At 43.4% G+C, this 19,914-nt stretch carries 17 protein-coding genes; 8 read left to right on the top strand and 9 right to left on the bottom strand.

The window, feature by feature from the left end:
- The first annotated feature begins 75 nt into the window (after positions 1-75).
- The 5 genes from accD (at position 76) to purF (ending at position 4,931) form a co-directional block, all read left to right on the top strand.
- On the top strand, positions 76-1,014 hold the full coding sequence (accD, locus tag ACRRSW_RS09435) for an acetyl-CoA carboxylase, carboxyltransferase subunit beta (protein ID WP_432459198.1): 939 nt from the start codon (positions 76-78) through the stop codon (positions 1,012-1,014).
- A 1-nt stretch (position 1,015) separates the two neighbouring features.
- Positions 1,016-2,278: a bifunctional tetrahydrofolate synthase/dihydrofolate synthase gene (folC, locus tag ACRRSW_RS09440; RefSeq protein WP_432459199.1), complete on the top strand. Its 1,263-nt coding sequence runs from the start codon at positions 1,016-1,018 to the stop codon at positions 2,276-2,278.
- A gap of 13 nt (positions 2,279-2,291) precedes the next feature.
- Positions 2,292-2,825: an SPOR domain-containing protein gene (locus ACRRSW_RS09445; protein WP_432459200.1), complete on the top strand. Its 534-nt coding sequence runs from the start codon at positions 2,292-2,294 to the stop codon at positions 2,823-2,825.
- 76 nt (positions 2,826-2,901) lie between these two features.
- Positions 2,902-3,393, top strand: coding sequence for a CvpA family protein (locus tag ACRRSW_RS09450; protein ID WP_432453458.1), 492 nt, complete (start codon positions 2,902-2,904; stop codon positions 3,391-3,393).
- A gap of 14 nt (positions 3,394-3,407) precedes the next feature.
- The gene (gene purF, locus ACRRSW_RS09455) at positions 3,408-4,931 is read left to right on the top strand and encodes an amidophosphoribosyltransferase (RefSeq protein ID WP_432453457.1); all 1,524 of its coding nucleotides are present in this window, start codon (positions 3,408-3,410) and stop codon (positions 4,929-4,931) included.
- An 86-nt stretch (positions 4,932-5,017) separates the two neighbouring features.
- Here the strand turns inward: purF and ACRRSW_RS09460 are convergent, their stop codons facing one another.
- From ACRRSW_RS09460 to ACRRSW_RS09480, 5 genes are all read right to left on the bottom strand, one after another.
- Entirely contained in the window at positions 5,018-5,974 is a 957-nt protein-coding gene (locus tag ACRRSW_RS09460; protein WP_432453456.1) for an alpha-L-glutamate ligase-like protein, read from the bottom strand.
- Positions 5,974-7,497: an inactive transglutaminase family protein gene (locus ACRRSW_RS09465; RefSeq protein WP_432453455.1), complete on the bottom strand. Its 1,524-nt coding sequence runs from the start codon at positions 7,495-7,497 to the stop codon at positions 5,974-5,976. The genes ACRRSW_RS09460 and ACRRSW_RS09465 overlap by 1 nt, the downstream gene beginning before the upstream one ends.
- Positions 7,498-7,502: 5 nt before the next feature.
- Entirely contained in the window at positions 7,503-8,219 is a 717-nt protein-coding gene (locus tag ACRRSW_RS09470; protein ID WP_432453454.1) for an ATP-dependent zinc protease family protein, read from the bottom strand.
- Positions 8,220-8,290: 71 nt separating this feature from the next.
- A complete protein-coding gene (gene cmoB, locus ACRRSW_RS09475; protein WP_432453453.1) occupies positions 8,291-9,265 on the bottom strand; it encodes a tRNA 5-methoxyuridine(34)/uridine 5-oxyacetic acid(34) synthase CmoB in 975 nt (324 codons plus the stop codon).
- A gap of 124 nt (positions 9,266-9,389) precedes the next feature.
- On the bottom strand, positions 9,390-10,157 hold the full coding sequence (locus ACRRSW_RS09480; RefSeq protein ID WP_432459201.1) for a hypothetical protein: 768 nt from the start codon (positions 10,155-10,157) through the stop codon (positions 9,390-9,392).
- 78 nt (positions 10,158-10,235) lie between these two features.
- On the opposite strand from ACRRSW_RS09480, the gene ACRRSW_RS09485 reads away from it, so the two are divergent.
- Together ACRRSW_RS09485 and ACRRSW_RS09490 are read left to right on the top strand one after the other, a co-directional pair.
- Entirely contained in the window at positions 10,236-12,101 is a 1,866-nt protein-coding gene (locus ACRRSW_RS09485) for a methyl-accepting chemotaxis protein (protein WP_432459202.1), read from the top strand.
- 278 nt (positions 12,102-12,379) lie between these two features.
- A complete protein-coding gene (locus tag ACRRSW_RS09490) occupies positions 12,380-12,799 on the top strand; it encodes an HIT family protein (protein ID WP_432453450.1) in 420 nt (139 codons plus the stop codon).
- Between the two features lie 33 nt (positions 12,800-12,832).
- On the opposite strand, the gene cmoA is transcribed toward ACRRSW_RS09490, so the two are convergent.
- Positions 12,833-13,561, bottom strand: coding sequence for a carboxy-S-adenosyl-L-methionine synthase CmoA (gene cmoA, locus ACRRSW_RS09495; RefSeq protein ID WP_432453449.1), 729 nt, complete (start codon positions 13,559-13,561; stop codon positions 12,833-12,835).
- Positions 13,562-13,812: 251 nt separating this feature from the next.
- Here cmoA and aspS point away from each other — a divergent pair, with 251 nt between their 5' ends.
- Positions 13,813-15,573, top strand: coding sequence for an aspartate--tRNA ligase (gene aspS / locus ACRRSW_RS09500; protein ID WP_432459203.1), 1,761 nt, complete (start codon positions 13,813-13,815; stop codon positions 15,571-15,573).
- 67 nt (positions 15,574-15,640) lie between these two features.
- Here the strand turns inward: aspS and ACRRSW_RS09505 are convergent, their stop codons facing one another.
- The 3 genes from ACRRSW_RS09505 to ACRRSW_RS09515 all read right to left on the bottom strand — a co-directional run bounded on the left by ACRRSW_RS09505 (position 15,641) and on the right by ACRRSW_RS09515 (position 19,790).
- Positions 15,641-18,139, bottom strand: a complete 2,499-nt coding sequence (locus ACRRSW_RS09505) for a putative bifunctional diguanylate cyclase/phosphodiesterase (RefSeq protein WP_432459204.1) — start codon at positions 18,137-18,139, stop codon at positions 15,641-15,643.
- A gap of 78 nt (positions 18,140-18,217) precedes the next feature.
- Positions 18,218-19,423 (bottom strand): hypothetical protein, encoded by a 1,206-nt coding sequence (locus tag ACRRSW_RS09510; RefSeq protein WP_432453446.1) that lies wholly within the window; start codon positions 19,421-19,423, stop codon positions 18,218-18,220.
- Complete coding sequence (locus ACRRSW_RS09515; RefSeq protein WP_432459205.1) at positions 19,392-19,790, bottom strand: hypothetical protein; 399 nt, start codon at positions 19,788-19,790, stop codon at positions 19,392-19,394. The genes ACRRSW_RS09510 and ACRRSW_RS09515 overlap by 32 nt, the downstream gene beginning before the upstream one ends.
- Positions 19,791-19,914: the final 124 nt, after the last annotated feature.

Raw genomic sequence — 19,914 nt, forward strand, 5'->3', positions numbered from 1 at the left:
TTGTGGTTTAATTGCGGCCATTCGATGCATTCTGTATTTTCGGCGTTTAGCGCCTATTGAGAAGTAAGGTTCCCGATGAGTTGGTTAGAGAAAATTCTTCCTAAGAGTAAAAGTGCTTCTGGTAAGCGACGTAACATACCAGAAGGTGTATGGACAAAGTGTGCTTCATGTGAGCAAACTTTGTACCGTGCAGAGGTTGAACGTAACCATAATGTATGCCCTAAATGTGATCATCACATGCGGATTGGGGCGCGTGAGCGTCTAGACGCATTCTTAGATAAAGATGGTCGCGAAGAATTAGCGGCTGATTTAGAGCCGCGTGATAAATTAAAGTTTAGAGATAGCAAAAAGTATAAAGACCGCTTAGTTGCCGCACAGCGTAATACTGATGAAACAGATGCTTTGGTGGTTATCAAGGGTGAACTAAAAGGTTTACCGGTCGTGGCCTGTGCATTTGAATTTGCATTTATGGGCGGTTCTATGGGTTCTGTGGTGGGCGCTCGCTTTGTTGCCGCGGTAGATAAATGTTTAGCGGAAAACCGCGCTTTAATTTGCTTTTCAGCAAGCGGTGGCGCTAGGATGCAAGAAGCGTTGTTTTCGCTGATGCAAATGGCAAAAACTGCAGCTGCCTTAGCAAAAATGAGAGAACAAGGTTTACCTTATTTTTCGGTGCTCACCGACCCTACCATGGGCGGCGTCTCAGCAAGTTTTGCGATGTTAGGTGATATTAACATTGCTGAGCCTAAAGCCTTAATTGGCTTTGCTGGGCCTCGAGTGATTGAACAAACTGTTCGAGAAAAATTACCCGAAGGTTTCCAACGCAGTGAGTTCCTGCTCGAGAAAGGAGCCATCGATATTATTATTGATCGGCGGAATATGCGGGACCGAATCGCGAGCATGGCTTCTAAAATGATGGGGATCGTAGAAAATGAGGTGGCTGTTGAAGTGGTCATCGACACCATCGAAGCCAATGAAGACGCCGTGTTTGCCGAACCGGCCAACGAAAAAGATTAATATGCCAGTTACAACTGAACCATCAAGCCGGTCTCTTGCAGACTGGCTTTGTTATTTGGAAAATCAGCACCATAGTGCCATTGACTTGGGCTTGGAGCGAGTTGAAAAAGTCGCTAAACAGGGTGGTTTGTGTCACGTCAATGCGACGGTTATCACAGTTGCGGGGACGAATGGGAAAGGCTCCAGTTGTGCGTTGTTAGAACAAATATTGTTGTCTCAGGGTTTTCGAGTTGGGGTTTATAGTTCTCCACATATTATTGATTATCGAGAACGGGTTCGAATTAATGGCAACTCACCCGAGGCCGAAGTATTTTGTCGCTCCTTCGCTGCCATTGAGCAGTTACGAGGTGATACTAGTTTAAGTTATTTTGAATTTGGTACCTTGGCCGCAGTGTGGTTATTGGCTCAGTCTCAACTCGATTATTTGATCCTAGAGGTTGGATTGGGAGGGCGTTTAGATGCGACGAATATTGTTGAGCCCGATGTGAGTGTTGTAACCACAGTGGCAATGGATCATATTGATTGGCTAGGTGATGATTTAGCCCAAATTGGTCGAGAAAAGGCTGGGATCTTCCGCCCAAAAGGGAAGGTGGTGATCGGTGATGAAGATATCGTCAGTAGTGTATTGCAATGTTCTGAATCGCTCAACTGCCAGCAGTTGGCTGCGGGTCGAGAATATCATGTCGTGAAGTCCGCTAATAGTTGGAGTTATCAAGGAGAGACACTTTGTTATCAGGAGCTACCTTATCCATTGCTACCTTTAAGCAATGCGGCGACGGTGTTGGCAGTTCTTGAACAGCTGGGCTTAAATATCGACCCCTTGCTTATTCAGCAGGCGATTAGTGAGTGGCGTTTAGCGGGGCGTTTACAAACGATTTTGCAACAGCCTCTGATTGTTGCAGATGTCGCCCATAATCCCCAGTCGGCCACTTATTTAGCATCACAGTTACCTAAATTGGCGCAGGGTCGTAAGGTGTTCGCTTTATGCGCGATGCTTTCTGATAAGGATATTGCTGCATCGGTAGCACCTTTGTTAAGTTTGGTTGAACGCTGGTATATCAGTGGTCTGGAAGGTGCTCGAGGCGATGATGGTACGAGTTTGGCAGCATGCTTAGCGCCTCCAATTAAGCAGCAGCGCTTTACATCGCTGACCGAAGCTTACCAGTCTGCTCGGCGAAGTTTGGATGAACACTCAATGTTAATTGTATTTGGTTCTTTTTTTACGGTTGCAGAGGTATTAGAATTCTCTTCAGCCCCTACTTAGCAGAGAGTCTATTTTGACTGCACAGTTTAAGAATCGCCTCGTGGGCACCATTATTTTGGTAGCTTTGGGGGTGATCATAATTCCTGATATTCTTGATGGGAAAAAAACGAGGGTAGAGGAAGAGTTTAATGCGATCCCCTTTGCGCCGACCGTAAGCTCTTTACCGCCGTTGCTTATTGAACTCGAGAATGAGCAAACCTTAGTCGAATCGTCTGACCAGATAGAGGCTAAATCTAGGGAACAACAAGTCACAGATAAACCTTCTGTTAGTGAAGTTGTCCCTAAGGTTAAATTTGAAAAACCAGCCTATATTGTTCAGCTAGGTACTTTTAAGAATGCCCAAAATGTGCTGCGTTTAGTGACTAAGTTACGCAATGCAGGTTTTCAGGCTCATTCTTTCCCGGAGCCAGCGGTTGAAGGGGAGTTGAATCGGGTATTTGTTGGACCCAACGTGTCGAAACCGACCTTGGCGCAGCAACAAAAAAAATTGAAAGAGCTGACGGGCTTGAGTGGTTCAATTCGCCAGTTTGACCCTTTATTTAAATGAAGATAAAAAAATACATAGACGCATTTGTTTTTGTTTCTGGTAGAATTCGCAGCGTTTTTCAACAAGTAGAAAATTTATGACTTGGGTAGACTACGTCATTCTTGGCGTAATAGTATTATCAGCATTAATCAGCTTGGTTCGTGGCTTTATCAAGGAAGCGCTTTCCTTAGTTTCTTGGGTCGCTGCGTTTTTTATCGCCAGTCAGTTTTATCATGATTTATCTAGTTATTTCACGCTTATCGAAAACCCCTATTATCGCAGTGGTTTAGCCATTGTTTTGCTATTCGTGGCCACCTTAGTGCTTGGCGCATTAGTGAATTACTTATTCAGTCATCTCGTCACTTCCACCGGACTAACTGGGACCGATAGGGTCTTGGGTATTTGTTTTGGTGCAATTCGCGGTGTTTTGGTGGTAAGCGCTTTGCTCTTTGTGTTGTCGTTTACCGGATTTCCAGAATCACTTTGGTGGAAGGGCTCAATATTGATCCCTGAGTTCACCGTGATTGTTCAATGGTTTTTTGAATTTTTAAAAGATTCTTCTAGTTTTTTGCATAACTACCAATCTTAATAAGGAAAAGCTTCATGTGTGGTATTGTCGGTATTGTCGGTGCTAGTCCCGTTAACCAAGCCATTTACGATGCACTAACCGTGTTACAACATCGAGGTCAAGACGCCGCGGGGATTGTGACGATTACCGAAGGAATGTTTAAGCAACGTAAAGCCAACGGATTGGTCAGAGATGTGTTTGAAGTCAAACATATGCAGCGTTTACGTGGTAATTTGGGTATTGGTCACGTGCGTTATCCAACTGCGGGTAGTTCTAGTGCTGCAGAAGCTCAGCCATTTTATGTGAACTCTCCTTTTGGCTTAGCCTTAGCGCATAATGGTAATTTAACCAACGCCAAAGAGTTACGAGAAGAAATGGCACAAAGTGCGCGTCGCCATATTAATACGACTTCGGATTCTGAAGTATTGTTAAATGTGTTGGCCCATGAGTTAGACAACATCGTTCAAGACGAACTTTGTGAAAAACAAGTTTTTCGAGCCATTAGTGCAGTACACAAGAAAGTCCGTGGTGCATATGCGGTTGCGGCCTTAATTATCGGTCAGGGTATGGTCGCTTTTCGTGATCCTCATGGGATCCGCCCTTTGGTCTTGGGTCAAAAAGTTAGTGATGTTGATGCAAATAAGATGGAATATATGGTTGCATCTGAGAGTGTTGCTCTAGATGCCGTGGGTTTTGAGTTTGTCCGTAGTGTCGCTCCTGGTGAAGCGCTGTATGTAACCGAAGCGGGTCAACTCTATACTCAGCAATGTGCAGAGAACCCTAGCTACAATCCTTGTATTTTTGAATATGTCTATTTTGCGCGACCAGATTCGACGATTGATAAAATCTCAGTTTATGGTGCTCGAGTGAACATGGGAACTAAGTTGGGAGAAAAAATTAGCCGAGAGTGGGACGATTTGGATATCGATGTGGTGATCCCAATCCCTGAAACTTCTTGTGATACCGCCTTGCAGATTGCGATGCATTTAAATCTCCCTTATCGTCAAGGTTTTGTAAAAAACCGCTATATTGGTCGTACTTTTATTATGCCAGGCCAAGTTCAGCGTCGTAAATCGGTACGTCGCAAGCTCAACGCAATTGACGTGGAATTTAAAGGTAAAAACGTATTGTTGGTTGATGACTCGATCGTGCGTGGTACAACCTCGGAGCAAATTATCGAAATGGCCCGAGAAGCTGGCGCGAATAAGGTGTATTTTGCATCAGCCTCACCAGAGATCCGCTTCCCTAACGTTTATGGGATTGATATGCCTTCGGCTAATGAGTTGGTGGCCCATGGACGTGAAGTTGATGAAATTTGTCAGCTAATAGGGGCTGATGGGCTCATCTTCCAAGATCTCGATGACTTAATTGAAGCCTGTCGACAAAGTAATCCTGAAATTCATAATTTTGAGACCTCGGTATTTAATGGTAAGTACGTCACCAATGATATTGACCAAGACTATTTGAATTACCTCGATCAGCTACGAAATAACGACTCTAAAGCGTTACAAGCAGAAGAAGATGTCGTTAGCTTAGAAATCCATAACGAAGATAGTTAAGCAGACTGGAAACAGCTGTTGATTGCTACTGTGATAAAAAAAGCACCTTGTTTGGTGCTTTTTTTAAGTACAGGTATTAAATAAACTTAGCGCGAGAAATGCTGTTTACTAAATTCAACACGTTCTATGGCGGAACGTTTGAGACCTTGTTTGGCTTGTTCTTCAACCAGCTTCAAACGAGGTAAAATGCCTTCACCGTTGGCGATTTGGATGGCTAAGCCTGGGCGAGCATTCAGCTCGAGCAACATCGGTCCATCAGACTTATCTAGAACCATATCCGTTCCCAAGTAACCCATTCCAGACATTTCGTAGCAGCTGGATGCCAGTTCTAGCAAGCGTTGCCAATGAGGAACTATCAGCTCTTTTAAGGGCCGATCGGTATCGGGGTGGACTTCGACTGGGCGATCAAACTGTACTGCGTGCAAGGCGCGACCGCTGCCTATATCGATACCGACGCCTACGGCACCTTGGTGTAAGTTGGCTTTGCCATCGGAAGCGGCAGTTGATAGGCGCATCATAGCCATCACAGGGTAGCCCTGAAAAACGATGACTCGTACATCGGGGACGCCTTCAAAACTAAAGCCTTCAAAACAGGAATCAAACTCGATTAAGGCTTCAATTACCGCTACATCTGGGCTACCTCCTAAGGAAAATAAGCCTGCCAGGATGTTTGAGCAGTGTCGTTTTATATCTTCATCATGGCTAGGAGCTCCACTGGGCTTATAAAACACCCCAGATTTTTGTTTGGTGATCACCAAAATACCTTTGCCACCAGAGCCTTTAGCAGGCTTGATGACAAATCCTGAGTGTTTGCGTAACATCGGAATAATGGAGCGAATATCATGTTGGGTACGTACTACACCAATCAGAGCAGGGATGGTGACGTTATCCCGCTGAGCGATAATTTTGGTCTTAAGTTTGTTGTCCACCAGCGGAAAAAGTTTACGTGGATTATAACGGCTAATATATCCGGTATTTCGCTGGTTCATGCCCATAATACCTTTACGAGCAAGGGCAAATGGACTGCAAAATTGATTAAACATCAGTCCTCCCTATCAGCCAATGGTTTGAAGCGACGTAATTCCAATAAGCGATATCCAGTGTAATTTCCTAAAATGAGGATAATGCCAAGAACGATAAATTGAATACCCATGAAGTTAAAGGTTAAGTGGCGTACATATTCGTTGTTCATTGCTAGGAACGCGAGTACCGCAACTAATAAGCTCCCACCGCCTTGTAGTACAACTTCTTTAGGACCTTCTTCTTCCCATAACACCGACATCCGTTCAATCGTCCAAGATAAAATAATCATTGGGAAGAAGGTGATTTTTAAACCTTCGGTCAATCCAACTTTAAAACTAATCACACTAAATATTGAAATAATACCAATCACGGTAATAATGACCGCCGATATTCGCGAGACCAGCAGTAGGTTAAGGTGAGATAAATACCCGCGGATGATTAAACCAGTCCCAACTACCAATAAAAAGCCGATTAAACCGGTGATTAATGAGGTTTGCATAAAGGCCATTGCAATCAGTACGGGCATAAAAGTACCCGAGGTCTTTAAACCGACTAAAACTCGAAGCAATACCACAATCAGCACCCCAATTGGGATTAATAAAATCCCCTTAAATAGGGCTTGTTCTTCCAAGGGTAAGCTGTCGATAGAGAAATTAAGGAAATCAGCCTCGCTAATTTTCGGTGCAACTGCAGATTGAGCGCTTTGTTCAACCAGCAACATCGAAAAGCTGACCCGCGAATTTTGCGCTCCGATGACTTCTAGTAAGCTGTTACCGTTATACTCCCACAATAAAGTATTCTCGGGACGACCTTGGGTCCCAGTGTTTAAGTCGAATATTTGCCAATTATTTTCGTCTTTAAATACCTGGATGTATTCGGTAATTGTTTGCCTGCGTCGCCCATCTTCGAGATGCAAGCCCCTTACAATTCGTGCAGGGACATCGGCATTATTTAACAAATCTACAATTAGGCGATTTTTGGGTTTGTAATCTAAGATGAGGCCAGTATTTTGGTTGCTACTGGCTGCGTCGATAGTCAGCGCTTTGATGAGTTCTCGTGCAAAGCTATAAGCATCTGCAGAGACTTCTTTTGCCTGCTTTGCTAAATGGTTAGCCGCGGTAAAGTAGGGTTCGGGATACTCGGTAAATAGAGTCTCGGGCATTTGACTTTGGTAGGTATCACCAGCCTTTGGATCCACTAAGAAGTCTACTTTGTAATACATTTCTTGATGACCGTTGGCTTGTCGCTTGGTCCAGATCGCGCGAGGGTTGTTTTGCTCATTCACAAAAGACAAGCCGTAAGCTAATGAAGCCGTTGATTCATGGATCCGAGTGTAACCTTGCTGAGTTTGAGGTAGGGCTAGTACGGCTTCAACGCTATCGCCTTTAGCATCAAACTCAACCTTTGCTTCAATTGACCATATTTGGCGTTTCTCTCCTGGAAACCAAGGTACTTCAAAGCTGATATGTCGATAGAAGGTCATGCTGATCCCTAGCAGCATACACAGAGTGACGATGAGGTAAAAAATATGACGAGAACTCATGTAAGTTAATCCTTAAAAGTCGGCTTTGGCTGGCTAAACTTGTGACTGATATCAACGACTGAAATGTCTTTCAAGAAGCTTCGTCCAAGTAATACCGGATAACTTAGATGAGAGCGATCGCTTAGGGTAAACTGCACTTTTTCGGAAATTGGCCCCAGTTTGACTAACATCGATACAACGGGGCGTTTCTCAGCGCTATTGCTGGACGATTGAATCACTTCTGCAGTTCTAATTACTGGACGCTCAATCATGATATCTTGTTTAATTGTGTCATGGCGAAGGTTGAAACGAACCCAGTTTTTCCCATCACGTTCAAATTTTACGATATCGACAGCATTGAGAGAGGAAGTTGCAGCGCCAGTGTCGATCCGCGCTTGAAAGGCCATTTTTTGATGCTCGAGGCTGACCCATTCTGTTTCACCGATTACAGTTTTATTACCCAGTTGGTAGCGACTGATATTGCTGCAACTTGGTTTTGTTTGGGGTTCGCTGATAATTACCGGAGCGGGGGTGATCTCGGAAACTTTTTGTTCGAGTTGTTTAAAATGTTGCTCTTGCTTCAACAATTGACCATTGATGGCTTCACATTGGCTTAATATCGTGGTTTGTTGCTGACTGAGCTGGCTTAACTGTTGTGTTAGTTGTTCAGCTTGTTGGTTCGGTTGCTGAATCGCACAAGCGGTGAGAGCGAGTGAAAATGAAATTACGGAAAGCTTTTTCATAGTTTGAATCCGTCGAATAAAGTAAAAATGACAGTCTAATTATTGCTTTTAGCATAGTCTAACAGCTGTTATTAGTCTGGATTAATGGCAATTAAAACAGCACGTTTGGGGGCTGGTAAGCCTTCCACTGTTCTCGTTTTGTCGCTTGGATCTAGGTAGTCGTTTAAAGACTCATGAGTCATCCAAGGTGTGCTGCGTTGCTCATCGGTGGAGGTGATGTCGATATCGACAATACGCACGTCGACAAAGCCGACTTTTTCCAACCAAAGTTTTAATGCAGCAGTACTCGGTAAAAACCAAACATTCGGCATCTTGCCATAACGACCGGCGGGAACTAGCACTTGTTGTTCATCACCATCGATCACCAAGGTTTCAAGAACTAACTCTCCTCCAGGTTGGAGTTGTTCTTTCAGCTGGATTAGATGATCCATTGGCGAACGACGGTGGTAGAGTACTCCCATCGAGAATACAGTATCGAAGGCCTTTAATTTAGGTAGCTCTTGGATCCCCAATGGCAGCAGGTGAATGCGTTGATCGCGGTTGGCAAAATTACGAATGGCTTCAAATTGCATCAAAAATAAAGTCGAAGGGTCGATCCCAACGACAAATTCAGCGCCATCCCCCAACATTCGCCACATGTGGTAGCCACTGCCGCAGCCTACATCGAGAACATAGCGGTGCTGAAGCGGGGATATGTGCTTGCGCAGACGTTCCCATTTCCAGTCTGAGCGCCATTCGGTGTCAATATGAATACCGTAGATATTGAAGGGTCCTTTGCGCCAAGGATGAAAGTGGCGTAATAGACTCTCAATTTTTTTTCGTTCGCCCGGTTGGATATCTTCTGCTTTACCGATACTGACTTGGCTTGTTAGATCAATATCAGAGCTGGTTAATGTCGGGAGCTTATTGAGTACTCGCTGCCAGCGAGGAAAATCGCCGTGGGCATGTTCATTTTGCCAATCACCTAACTGGGCAGGGAGCGTATATAACCAATGCTTGAGGCGGTTTTTAGCGATAATTTGGTAGAAGTCAGAAAAATCTATCATGGAGGACAAAGGCTTGATACTGCTTAATTATTTAGTCGGTAATTATAGCAAGTTTTAGCTCAATCGGGCGAGAATTGAGCCTATAAAAGTCGATGATTTATGGTTTTTATCAATCTTTGTTTGTTTATTGCGCTAAGTCTATTTTAATCCAAGCCAATCGATTTGATTTTTGATCTCCGATATAGCCGCTATCACACACTGGGATATCCTTACTCGCAATCAGCTGTTGTCCAAATTGATGTACTTTAAAGTGCTGGGCTTTGAGCCGAGCCAAGTCGGATTGCCTAAATGCTTGTTCACTGGACACAAATAACAAGAGCGGACTGCGTTGTTGAATAAAATCATCCATCAATAGGGTTGTGAGCTGTTGTGGATGACTTAACAAGGCGCTCGCACTAGCCCAAGTTTGTTTATTAATTCGCATTAAAGCCAGGTAAGGACGAGGAGATAATGAACTCTGATTGGAGCGATAGGCTGTAAACCATTCAAAATCGCTAGTTTGCCAAAAATAACTGAGTCTGGTATTCGGTGATTTTGTATTGTTTTGGCTGATGTTTTTATTTGGTAATAAGAAATCGTTATAGGTTTTGCTTTGTCCGTCGATACTTAGCTGGGGAAAACGATTGACCAAGGTGCTGTCATCGATTAAGGCTTTTGTTTCGGTATTTTCATTTCTCAATTGTTGTAACTGCGACTCGTAAGTACTACTGATTGTTATGGCGGCACGAGAGCAGTCATTTGTCAGTAACGAGTCGTAGTCTAAGTGACTTATTTCTACGGCCGCTCCAACAGGAGAAATACAGCAAATCACGGCTGTTAAAAGTAGTTTTCTGCTAAAGTTATTCATAAATCGAGATAATTTGTAAACGTAAGTAAAGACCAACATTAACATAAATTTGCCTCTTGGTTGTTGGCTTTATATGTCCATTCTATAGATAAGACTGCTAGGTTCGTAAAAGGAAAAACAATAATGGGTAATTTGTCAATTAAGAAGCGCCTGATATTAACGGTGTTGATATTACTAGCGGTATTAAGTGGTTTTCAAGCTTGGTTTCAGGCTAGAAATTTATCAGAGGAAACTCGAGCCGATATTGCGAGTGATGCCAAGCAGTTGGCTCAGGCTGCCAGTGACCAAGTGAGCTTATGGTTTGACTCTAAATTGGCGGTTGCGAAAGCGATGTCGGTCAAACCGAGTTCTAAAGAGTTTTTGTCCTATTTGGTTCAAGCGAAGCAAAGTGGTGATTTCCTATATTTTTACTTTGGCAGTGAGCAAGGTGAAATGACGATGAATGACCCGAATGACACTTTACCCGAGGGTTACGATCCTCGTACCAGACCTTGGTATAAAGGTGCGCAGAGTAACGGATCATATATTTCTGAACCTTATGTTGATGTCACTTCGGGGTCGATGGTGATCTCGGTTGCTCAAAGAGTCGCTGGGGGGGTATATGCGGGCGACTTGAGTTTAGATGTGGTCACTCAGCGAGTGCTTAATTTAGCTAATAAACAAGTTTATCCGGTCATTGTGAATACCCAAGGCTCAATCATTATTCATTCGGATAAAAACTTGGTTCTTAAGAATGTCTCAGAACTTTCTGCAGATATGAATGCGAACTTTTTGGCTCAGGAAGCACGTAATGCGCACATGAGCGAGTTGCAGGTTAATGGGAAAGACAGTTTTGTTAGTGTGACGACAATTAGTGGCACCGATTGGTACTTATTATTTGTTTATGATAAACAGCAAGCGATGGCGCCAGTTGTCGATATGGTGAAAAGTTCGGTCATATTTGCAGTGGTTTTATTTGTCCTTGTGGCTTTGGTTATGTTTAAGGTAATTACCGTCATGTTGAAGCCAATCCAAGTCCTCGGGGACGCTATCCAAGATCTTTCTTCTGGCGATGGTGATTTAACCAAGCGTATTAACTTACAACGCAGTGATGAAATTGGTGCACTTGCCGAGGGCGTTGATCGGTTCATTGAGCAGTTACATGACTTAATGATAGAGATTTCTGAGGACGCTGATCATCTGCAACGAGCAGCGGCCTTAACCAGTAAGTCAACCGCTGAGTCGAATACCCAAATTGAGCGTCAGCAGGGTGAGGTGACCCAAGTGGCTACTGCGGTCAACGAGATGGCTGCGACGGCCAATGAAGTGGCAAATAATGCGGAGCAAACGGCCGAAGCGGCTCGACAATCAGCCGATTCTTGTGCACAAGGTAAAGTTTTGATCGGTCGTAATCAGCAGCAAGTCAATAGTTTGGCTGGGCAGTTGGATGGTGCTGCAGATACCGTTCAAGAGTTGGAACGAAACACCAAAGAAATTAGTGATATTTTAACCACGATCCAAGGTATTGCCGAGCAAACCAACTTACTTGCGTTGAATGCTGCTATCGAAGCCGCGCGAGCCGGTGAGCAAGGTCGAGGATTTGCGGTTGTTGCTGATGAAGTTCGTCATCTATCTCAACGAACTCAAAGCTCTACTGAAGAAATTAAAGCGATGTTGGAGCGTTTACAAAGTAACACCCAAAGCACCGTACAAACCATGGACGAAAGTCAGCAGTTAGTCAGAATTAGTGTTGAGGAAGCGACCAAAGCTGCAGAAATGCTAGAAAATATCACCAGCTCGATTACTCATATTAGTGATATGGCGACCCAGATTTCTAGTGCTGCCGAAGAGCAGCGTGCGGTTACTGAAGAAGTTGGGCGAAATACTCAAGGGATCCAAGATGCTTCCCTTGAGTTAGCCGAACAAGCTTCCGGAAGCTCTAAACGTGCGACAGAGTTGGATGCTATTGCCGACAAGTTGCACAAAGAAGTGAGTGCTTTCAAAATCTAAGCTTATAGTGGCTTATTGAGTATGAATGCTGATGAAAAACCGATCAATGCATCGGTTTTTTTATTGACCATGTGACACTTTGCGTCTGTAGAACGTTGATGGTCAATTGTTGTCATTCTTCCTTGCGTTAAAGGCCAAACCAGCTGTGGTGCGATTATTTTTTACTCGTCGAAATGAATTGTTCACTGATGAATTTGGTATTGCTCTTAGTGGCTGTGTCATAATGCACTTGCTAGCAAGCAGTAATAATGTGACCAAAATTTTAAGGAATCGAGTTGATGAGTTACGACGATAATAATATTTTTGCGAAAATAATTCGCGGAGAAATGGATTGTTTAAAAGTCTACGAAGACCAACATACTTTGGCATTTATGGATATCATGCCACAAGCCGATGGACACACATTAGTATTACCTAAAGAGTCCGCAGAAACACTGTTTGAGCTTTCAGATGAAGGCGCTGCTGCGACCATCAAAACAGTTAAAAAAGTAGCCTCGGCGGTTAAGCAAGTGATGCAGGCTGAAGGCATCAGCCTCGTCCAGTTTAATGGAGAGGCTGCAGGGCAGACTGTGCCGCATTTACATTTTCATATTATTCCTGGCTCACTCTCGGCGGCACGTAGTCACGCACGAACGGTGGTTGATAGTGACACTCTTAAACCTATTGCGGAAAAAATTGCGGCTTTGCTCGCCAATTAATAGTATGAGAGGGAGCGGGCGGGTGACGCTCGCCTATTTAATCGCGACTAAAGAACCAAAGTTAAAACATTGGAACCACAACTCACTGGCACTAAAGCCTGCGTCTTTAAAGCGTTGTTTGTGTTGAGCAATGGTATCAGGGACTAAGACATTGTCTAAAGAACTGCGCTTTTGGCTAATTTCTAACTCGCTGTAGCCATTTGCGCGTTTAAAATCTATGTGTAATTCGCTAATTAGTTCTTGTACTGCTGGCTCCGCAAAAAGAAACTTTTCACTCAGTACCAATAAACCACCTTTCAGCATACCTTGATAAATTTTTTTGAGCAGTGTTAAACGTTGCTCGGGCGCAATAAATTGCAGGGTGAAGTTAAGCACTACCATTGATGCGTTGCTGATCTCAACATCGTTGATGTCTTCACAGATGACACTGACCGAAGTCTCGGCGCGAAATGCATCTAAGTGTTTCTGGCAGCGTTCGACCATTGCTGGTGAGTTGTCTACTGCGATAATATTTACATTTTTTTGCGTCACGGCACGCCGCATCGCCAGGCTAGCCGCCCCCAACGAACAGCCTAGATCATAGATATTGCTATTGGCTTGATGAAATTGACCACAGAGGTGGCCTATGGTTGAGATAATGTTGCTGTAACCCGGTACCGAGCGTTGGATCATATCAGGGAAAACTTCAGCGACTTGTTCGTCGAAGCGAAATTCTCCAAGTTGGGTTATGGGTTGTGAAAATAGTTTATCTTTGCCTTGCATGGCGGCTTCTCGTACCAGTAATAATGAAAAGATGGCTTAAAGCATCACTTGGCGCGCATTGTAACCAGCTAATCGTGGCTTGTCTTTGTCAAATATAGCTTTTAGTAAAGATTTATTACGGTCTATCTATTCTTATTTACGGCAGATTTCCTTTATACTATCGCCTTTTCTCTCGGTGACAGTTAATTTTGTAGCTGTTATTGGAGTAGAATACTCGCTGAATTTTTAAAACGTAAAACGGGAAAGGCCAAATGCGCACTGTTTACTGTGGACAAGTCACCAAAGAGTTAGTTGATCAAGAAATAAATTTAGTCGGTTGGGTTAACCGTCGTCGTGATTTGGGTGGTGTTATCTTTATTGATTTGCGCGACCGAGAAGGCATTGTACAAGTCGTCTTTGATCCAGATCGTGCTGCGGTGTTCGATACAGCGAATAGCTTGCGGAATGAGTTTTGTGTGCGTTTAAAAGGTCGTGTTCGTGCTCGCCCTAACAGCCAAATTAATCCAGATATGACAACTGGTGAAATAGAATTGTTAGGTTTGGAGTTAGAAGTATTAAACCGTTCTGCGCCATTACCTCTGGATAGTAATCAAGATAATTCAGAAGAACAACGTCTTAAATATCGTTACTTGGATTTACGTCGTCCAGAGATGACTCAACGGATGATGTTCCGTGCAAAAGTCACCGGTTTTGTGCGTCGTTTCATGGAAGAGCATGGCTTCTTAGACATTGAAACCCCTATTTTGACTAAAGCTACGCCTGAAGGTGCGCGTGATTACTTGGTTCCCAGTCGAACTCATAAAGGACAGTTTTTTGCGTTGCCTCAGTCTCCGCAAATCTTTAAGCAATTATTGATGATGTCCGGCATGGATCGTTATTATCAAATCGTTAAATGTTTCCGTGATGAAGATTTACGTGCTGACCGCCAACCTGAATTCACACAGATTGATATCGAGACTTCATTTATGACTTCGGATGAAGTTATGGCGGTTACGGAGCAAATGGTCCGTGAATTATTTATTGCGATGTTAGGTGTCGATCTCGGTAAGTTTCCAAAGATGACCTATGCCGAAGCGATGCGTTTATACGGCTCAGATAAACCTGATTTACGTAATCCGATGCAACTGGTTGATGTAGCTGACTTACTACAAGAGGTTGAGTTTAAAGTATTTTCTGGCCCCGCAAATGATGAAAAAGGTCGAGTTGCGGTATTACGAGTCCCGGGAGGCGCTTCGCTCTCACGTAAGCAAATTGATGATTATGGTAAGTATGTTGGGATCTACGGCGCGAAAGGCTTAGCGTGGATGAAGGTTAATGATCTTGCTGCTGGTATCGGGGGGTTGCAATCACCGATCCTTAAGTTTTTAACGGAAGATGTTGCCAAGGCCATTGTTGAGCGCTGTAAGGCACAAGATGGCGATTTAATCTTATTTGGTGCTGATAAGGCAACCATTGTTTCCGAGGCGATGGGGGCTTTGCGTCTTAAAGTTGGCGAAGATTTAGGTCTAGTCAGTGATCAATGGAAACCGCTATGGGTGGTCGATTTCCCAATGTTTGAAGAAGTTGACGGTCAATTCCATGCGATTCATCACCCGTTTACCGCGCCTGTTGTAGGCGTTAGTGCTGAACAGCTGGCCCAAAGCCCAGCGGGTGTATTATCTAATGCTTATGATATGGTGCTCAATGGTTGTGAACTTGGCGGCGGTAGTGTTCGTATTCATAAACAGGATATGCAAGCAGCGGCCTTCAAGGTGTTAGGCATAAGCGATGAAGAGGCCCAAGAAAAATTTGGCTTCTTATTAGAAGCGTTACAATACGGCGCTCCACCGCATGCTGGTTTAGCTTTTGGTTTGGATCGTTTGTTGATGTTGATGACAGGAGCCAGTTCGATCCGTGATGTGATGGCATTTCCAAAGACCACGACTGCGGCATGCCCTCTCACTAGTGCTCCGAGTGCCGCTAACCCATTGGCTTTGGCTGAGTTGGCTTTGAGTATCAACAAACCCGCTTAGCAGAGTGGTGCGGTTTTATGTATCAACGGCGAGCTAAGCTCGTCGTTTTTTTGTCAGTATTTATTTTTCAGCTTTTGTTGATTGATGATGGTGATTGGTTTCTTTGCGGTGGGTCAGCTGGCTTCGGTAGTTCAATTACGGGGTAAAGCTTTATCAGTTTACCGTCTTTATCTAACAGGCCGCCTTTATCGCAGCAAGCTTGATAAAAGGCAAGGGCTGCCTCCTTGGTTTGCGGTCGACCAAATAAATAGCCTTGAACTTTGTCAAAACCATTCTTGATTAGCCAATTGGCATGCTCTATGGTTTCCACTCCTTCCACTAATATCTCGTAATTTAAGGTGTACATTAATTTACGCATACTGAGTACGATATTCTGAGTCGGTATGGAAGTGATCGCATTATGACCAAATTCTCGGTCGAATTTTATTTTGTCACAGGCTAGATTACTTAAATAACTGAGTGAGGTGAAGCCTTTACCAAAATCATCGAAGGCAACTCTAATGCCAGCGCCTCGAATCTCCTTGAGTTGATTTTTTACTTGGGGATAGTTTTGTACCGCGACACTCTCGGTAATTTCCAGTTCTAGTAAGTTATTTCCAGGACTAATGGTCCTATATTTACTAATTAGTTTTTGAGCAAAGAGTTTGTCTTCAAACTGGTGGCCGCTAATGTTAAAAGCAACGGTGAGGCCTTGGTAACCAAGAGCATTGAATTCTTCTAACAGTGCCAAAGATTTATCGATGACCCAATAGCCCAGAGGCAGGATGTGACGACCGGATTCGACAATATCTAAGAACTGGCCTGGGTTCATTAAACCTTGGGTCGGGTGATTCCAGCGAAGTAGCAATTCAAAACCAGTTATTTTCTGTTGTTGCATCGATACTTGAGGCTGCAAGAACAGTTCCAGTTCATTGTTACTCATTGCATTTTGAAATTGGTTTTCAATGGTGAACACCATGTCGTTGTTGCGTGCTAATTCGATATCAAAGTGAGTACAGCAATTGCGGCCCTTTCGTTTGGAAGAGTACATGGCTAGGTCAGCATATTTTACCAACAACTGTGGCTCATACTCGGCCTGTTTCGCAGTCGCGATCCCAATACTGAGGGTGACCCGCATCGACACTCCGGAAATTGTAATATCCCGAGATATTTCTCGCGCCAAGCTATAGGCGTAACCTAATACACTGTCTTTATCCTGTTGATTGACTAAGAGGGTGAATTCATCACCACCAAGGCGAAAGGTGTTGGAGGCAAATTGACTTAAACGTAAGATCCGTTTAGCGACTTGAATTAAAAGCAAATCGCCAAAGTCGTGGCCGAGTGTGTCGTTAATTGTTTTAAAGTTGTCGAGGTCTATATAGATGAGGCAGAGCTCTTCGTCTTTTTGTTCAGCGTTTTTTAGGGCCTTGGTTAAGTGTTGTAAGAAGGCACTGCGATTCGGTAATTCGGTCAATGGATCTTCCATTGCCATTTTTTCGAGCACTTTTGTATTCGCAGCAATGTTGGTTCGCATTTCAGTAAAGCTATTGGCTAGCTGAATAGAGATCGAATCTAAGGCATCAAACTCATCATTGAATAGGTGGATATGCTTTTGTGGCTGGTATCCCTTGCCTTCCAATATGCTCGGTAAGTGAGTGGTATGGTAACGTAAACTTTTGACGGGACGGCGCATCAGCAGTAAGCCTATGGAGATACTTAAAAGCATGGTAAACAGCAATAGCAGTGCGAGTTTATTGCGGAAGTCGGTGAGCTGAGAGACTTGCTCACTCCAATCTTTAAGTACCACTAGTTTTAGACTATTCGAAGCACTGTCTTGGATTGAGTAAAGTTTGCCGACAATGGTTTTGTCTTCAACCATAAAGGTTAAATCATCGTGGTTACGGTATTCTATTGCACTGTCAAACCATTTTTGACTCAGTACTTGAGTATTGGTTGCGAGTAGCACGCTTTTGTAGATCGGTCGGTCAACATCAACGATCGCCAATTCTATGTCATCGAGTTGAGTTACATTGATGAGTGCATCGGCCAATTCTAATTGAAATGCCAGAACCCCTAGTTCAGCACTGCGAGTTCGCACCGGGAGTGAAACCCAGAGAAAACATCGTTCTTCACATTCGAGTAATTTCATCGGTTTCGTGTGTATTGTGACCTGTTCGAGTAAGCTTTTAGGTGGCATTATTTCTGGCAAGCTACAAGAATAATTGTCGAGATCGTATACGGTGCAACCATTTACAATGGGAAGTAGCCACTGTAATTCAGGTAATTGTTGGCTTAAATAGTGATCCAACTGAACCATATTCTCAGCCTTGCTAAACAAGGTTTGGGTTTCAAAAATGTAGGTGATGCTGTCACTTAAGCGGTCAATTTGGTCTTTAAATTCCAATGCATAGTTATCAAGATAACTTTGTTTTAATTGAGTTTGTTGATGTTTGTTGTGCTCCATGGCTGTCAAGCCAAAGATAGAGACGACTACGCCAGCAGCTAATACCCATATCAAGGTTAGTTTCAGTCTTACACTGATATAGCGATTTTTAATATCAATTAATGGGAATTTACGGAGCTTCATTGACCATCCCGATGTTTATTATTTTTACTGCGTGGTAAAACAGTCGCCACTTTAATTTATTAAGCATAGAGTTAATTGTCAAAAACGATAACTAAGTTGTATCGCGAATAAGCGCCAATAACGTTCTGGGTTGTTGACTGCGTTTGAATTTAGATCGTTAACTGGGGGGATCATGGAGGTTCCCGTGAGCCAGTGGTGTTCTATTTTTAGTTGGAAATGCTGATGAAAATTCCAGCTAGCTCCGAGGGCTAAATCATCGATATCCCTTAGGTTAGGAGTGATATCCGCATCAACAAAATGGCTATTATCGTAGCGTGCAAACAGGCTCCATTGAGGAGTCAACATGTAAATACCTTGAAGATAATAGGTATTCATATCGATACTGCCGTCAAAATTAGACGCTAAGCCTTGGGCCATAGCATTTTTCCCTTTTGCATAGGTACCACCTCGACGTAGGCTGTATTCAGCCGTGAGTTCATATTTTTTTTGAGCATACTGTAAAGAGAGTATGTACTGGTCAAGGTCGATAAAAAAATCAAAGGGTGCATAAACTAATTCACCATTAGGAGGAATTGGGATGGCAAGGTTAATCGCATCGATAAGTTGAGTTTTTAAGCGTCGATAGTCGAAGGCCACGGACCAATTGGCATTAGGTTGGATGGATAAATGCAGTGATGTGTTCCAATCGGCGGTGAATTTACCTTCTTGACTTCGCCCAAAAAAACGTCGGCTAAAGCTTTCATCGAAGGCTTCTTTGCCAATTGATGCAGCAAAATTGTATTGTTGCCCAGAAGGGCTGAAATAATCGATATCCATACGGAGTCCATCTGCACGTAAGCTTTGTTCTTTAAAAACATGCGGATAAACAGAAAATGGCAAGATAATACTTGGTCGGGTAAACGGAACATCGCGAGTTGCACCGTAAATGCCATTGGCGAGCTTAAAGCGTCCTAACTTAAATGCCAGAGCCCAGTCTTCGCTGGTTTGTGGTTGATAGTTTAGGCTAAGGTAATCGATTGCAAGGCCTGTTTCAAACCAATCCCCACTCTCACGAGCAATCAATAAACCTGACAGCGACCAACGAGGATCGATGTACCAATAGCCATGTAAACCGGCCTCATATAGAGGGCCACTATCACCGGAATTATAGCCATAGTAATTATTTGCACTTACATCGATATAACTGGCAGAGATAAACCCCCCCCAGTATATTTTCGCTTGTGCGAAAGAAACAGGAAGTAAGGTTAGTAAGCTAGTCAAGATTAAAAGAATGAAGTTCTTCATTTTCCACCTCTTGGCTGGCATACCCAATGGCATTAGGATTTAGCTTAATCATATTTAACATGTCATGCTCGGTAGATACAACGATGGGGGCGATGGCGGTACCTGTATAAATTTGTCTCTCCCAGATACGGCTTAATTGATAAGGAAATAATTTAAGGGCATCTAAACAAAAGTCTTTGTGTAAGTCGCTGTTGTTTTCCATAACCACGACTTGAATAGCTCGTCCATTGGACCAATTTTTTTGACGTAAGGAGAAAATTGAACGAATGCTCTTAGGCGTCACTTCTGTTTGATGACTGGGATTACTCACAATCCAAGTTTGGGCATCAATGGCGAAGCTTAAACTGAATAAGCTACAGAACACCATTGTTCTTGTTGCTACCCATATATGTCTCATGAGCAGACTGATAAGTGGCCAACAAATTGCTGTCATAACCTTCCATGGAATACTATTGATAATTTATTCATCTATACAAATATAGGCTGATTTT

The organism is Agarivorans sp. QJM3NY_25 (genome assembly GCF_050870875.2).
GTDB lineage: Bacteria > Pseudomonadota > Gammaproteobacteria > Enterobacterales > Celerinatantimonadaceae > Agarivorans.

Excerpts from the sequence above, each read along its gene's own strand:
- accD (WP_432459198.1), top strand. The coding sequence starts at position 76 with ATGAGTTGGTTAGAGAAAATTCTTCCTAAGAGTAAAAGTGCTTCTGGT.
- ACRRSW_RS09460 (WP_432453456.1), bottom strand. The coding sequence starts at position 5,974 with ATGTTTAATCAATTTTGCAGTCCATTTGCCCTTGCTCGTAAAGGTATT.
- cmoB (WP_432453453.1), bottom strand. The coding sequence starts at position 9,265 with ATGATAGATTTTTCTGACTTCTACCAAATTATCGCTAAAAACCGCCTC.
- ACRRSW_RS09470 (WP_432453454.1), bottom strand. The coding sequence starts at position 8,219 with ATGAAAAAGCTTTCCGTAATTTCATTTTCACTCGCTCTCACCGCTTGT.
- folC (WP_432459199.1), top strand. The coding sequence starts at position 1,016 with ATGCCAGTTACAACTGAACCATCAAGCCGGTCTCTTGCAGACTGGCTT.
- ACRRSW_RS09490 (WP_432453450.1), top strand. The coding sequence starts at position 12,380 with ATGAGTTACGACGATAATAATATTTTTGCGAAAATAATTCGCGGAGAA.
- ACRRSW_RS09465 (WP_432453455.1), bottom strand. The coding sequence starts at position 7,497 with ATGAGTTCTCGTCATATTTTTTACCTCATCGTCACTCTGTGTATGCTG.
- ACRRSW_RS09510 (WP_432453446.1), bottom strand. The coding sequence starts at position 19,423 with ATGAAGAACTTCATTCTTTTAATCTTGACTAGCTTACTAACCTTACTT.
- aspS (WP_432459203.1), top strand. The coding sequence starts at position 13,813 with ATGCGCACTGTTTACTGTGGACAAGTCACCAAAGAGTTAGTTGATCAA.
- ACRRSW_RS09450 (WP_432453458.1), top strand. The coding sequence starts at position 2,902 with ATGACTTGGGTAGACTACGTCATTCTTGGCGTAATAGTATTATCAGCA.
- ACRRSW_RS09480 (WP_432459201.1), bottom strand. The coding sequence starts at position 10,157 with ATGTTAATGTTGGTCTTTACTTACGTTTACAAATTATCTCGATTTATG.
- ACRRSW_RS09515 (WP_432459205.1), bottom strand. The coding sequence starts at position 19,790 with ATGGTGTTCTGTAGCTTATTCAGTTTAAGCTTCGCCATTGATGCCCAA.
- ACRRSW_RS09505 (WP_432459204.1), bottom strand. The coding sequence starts at position 18,139 with ATGAAGCTCCGTAAATTCCCATTAATTGATATTAAAAATCGCTATATC.
- cmoA (WP_432453449.1), bottom strand. The coding sequence starts at position 13,561 with ATGCAAGGCAAAGATAAACTATTTTCACAACCCATAACCCAACTTGGA.
- ACRRSW_RS09485 (WP_432459202.1), top strand. The coding sequence starts at position 10,236 with ATGGGTAATTTGTCAATTAAGAAGCGCCTGATATTAACGGTGTTGATA.
- purF (WP_432453457.1), top strand. The coding sequence starts at position 3,408 with ATGTGTGGTATTGTCGGTATTGTCGGTGCTAGTCCCGTTAACCAAGCC.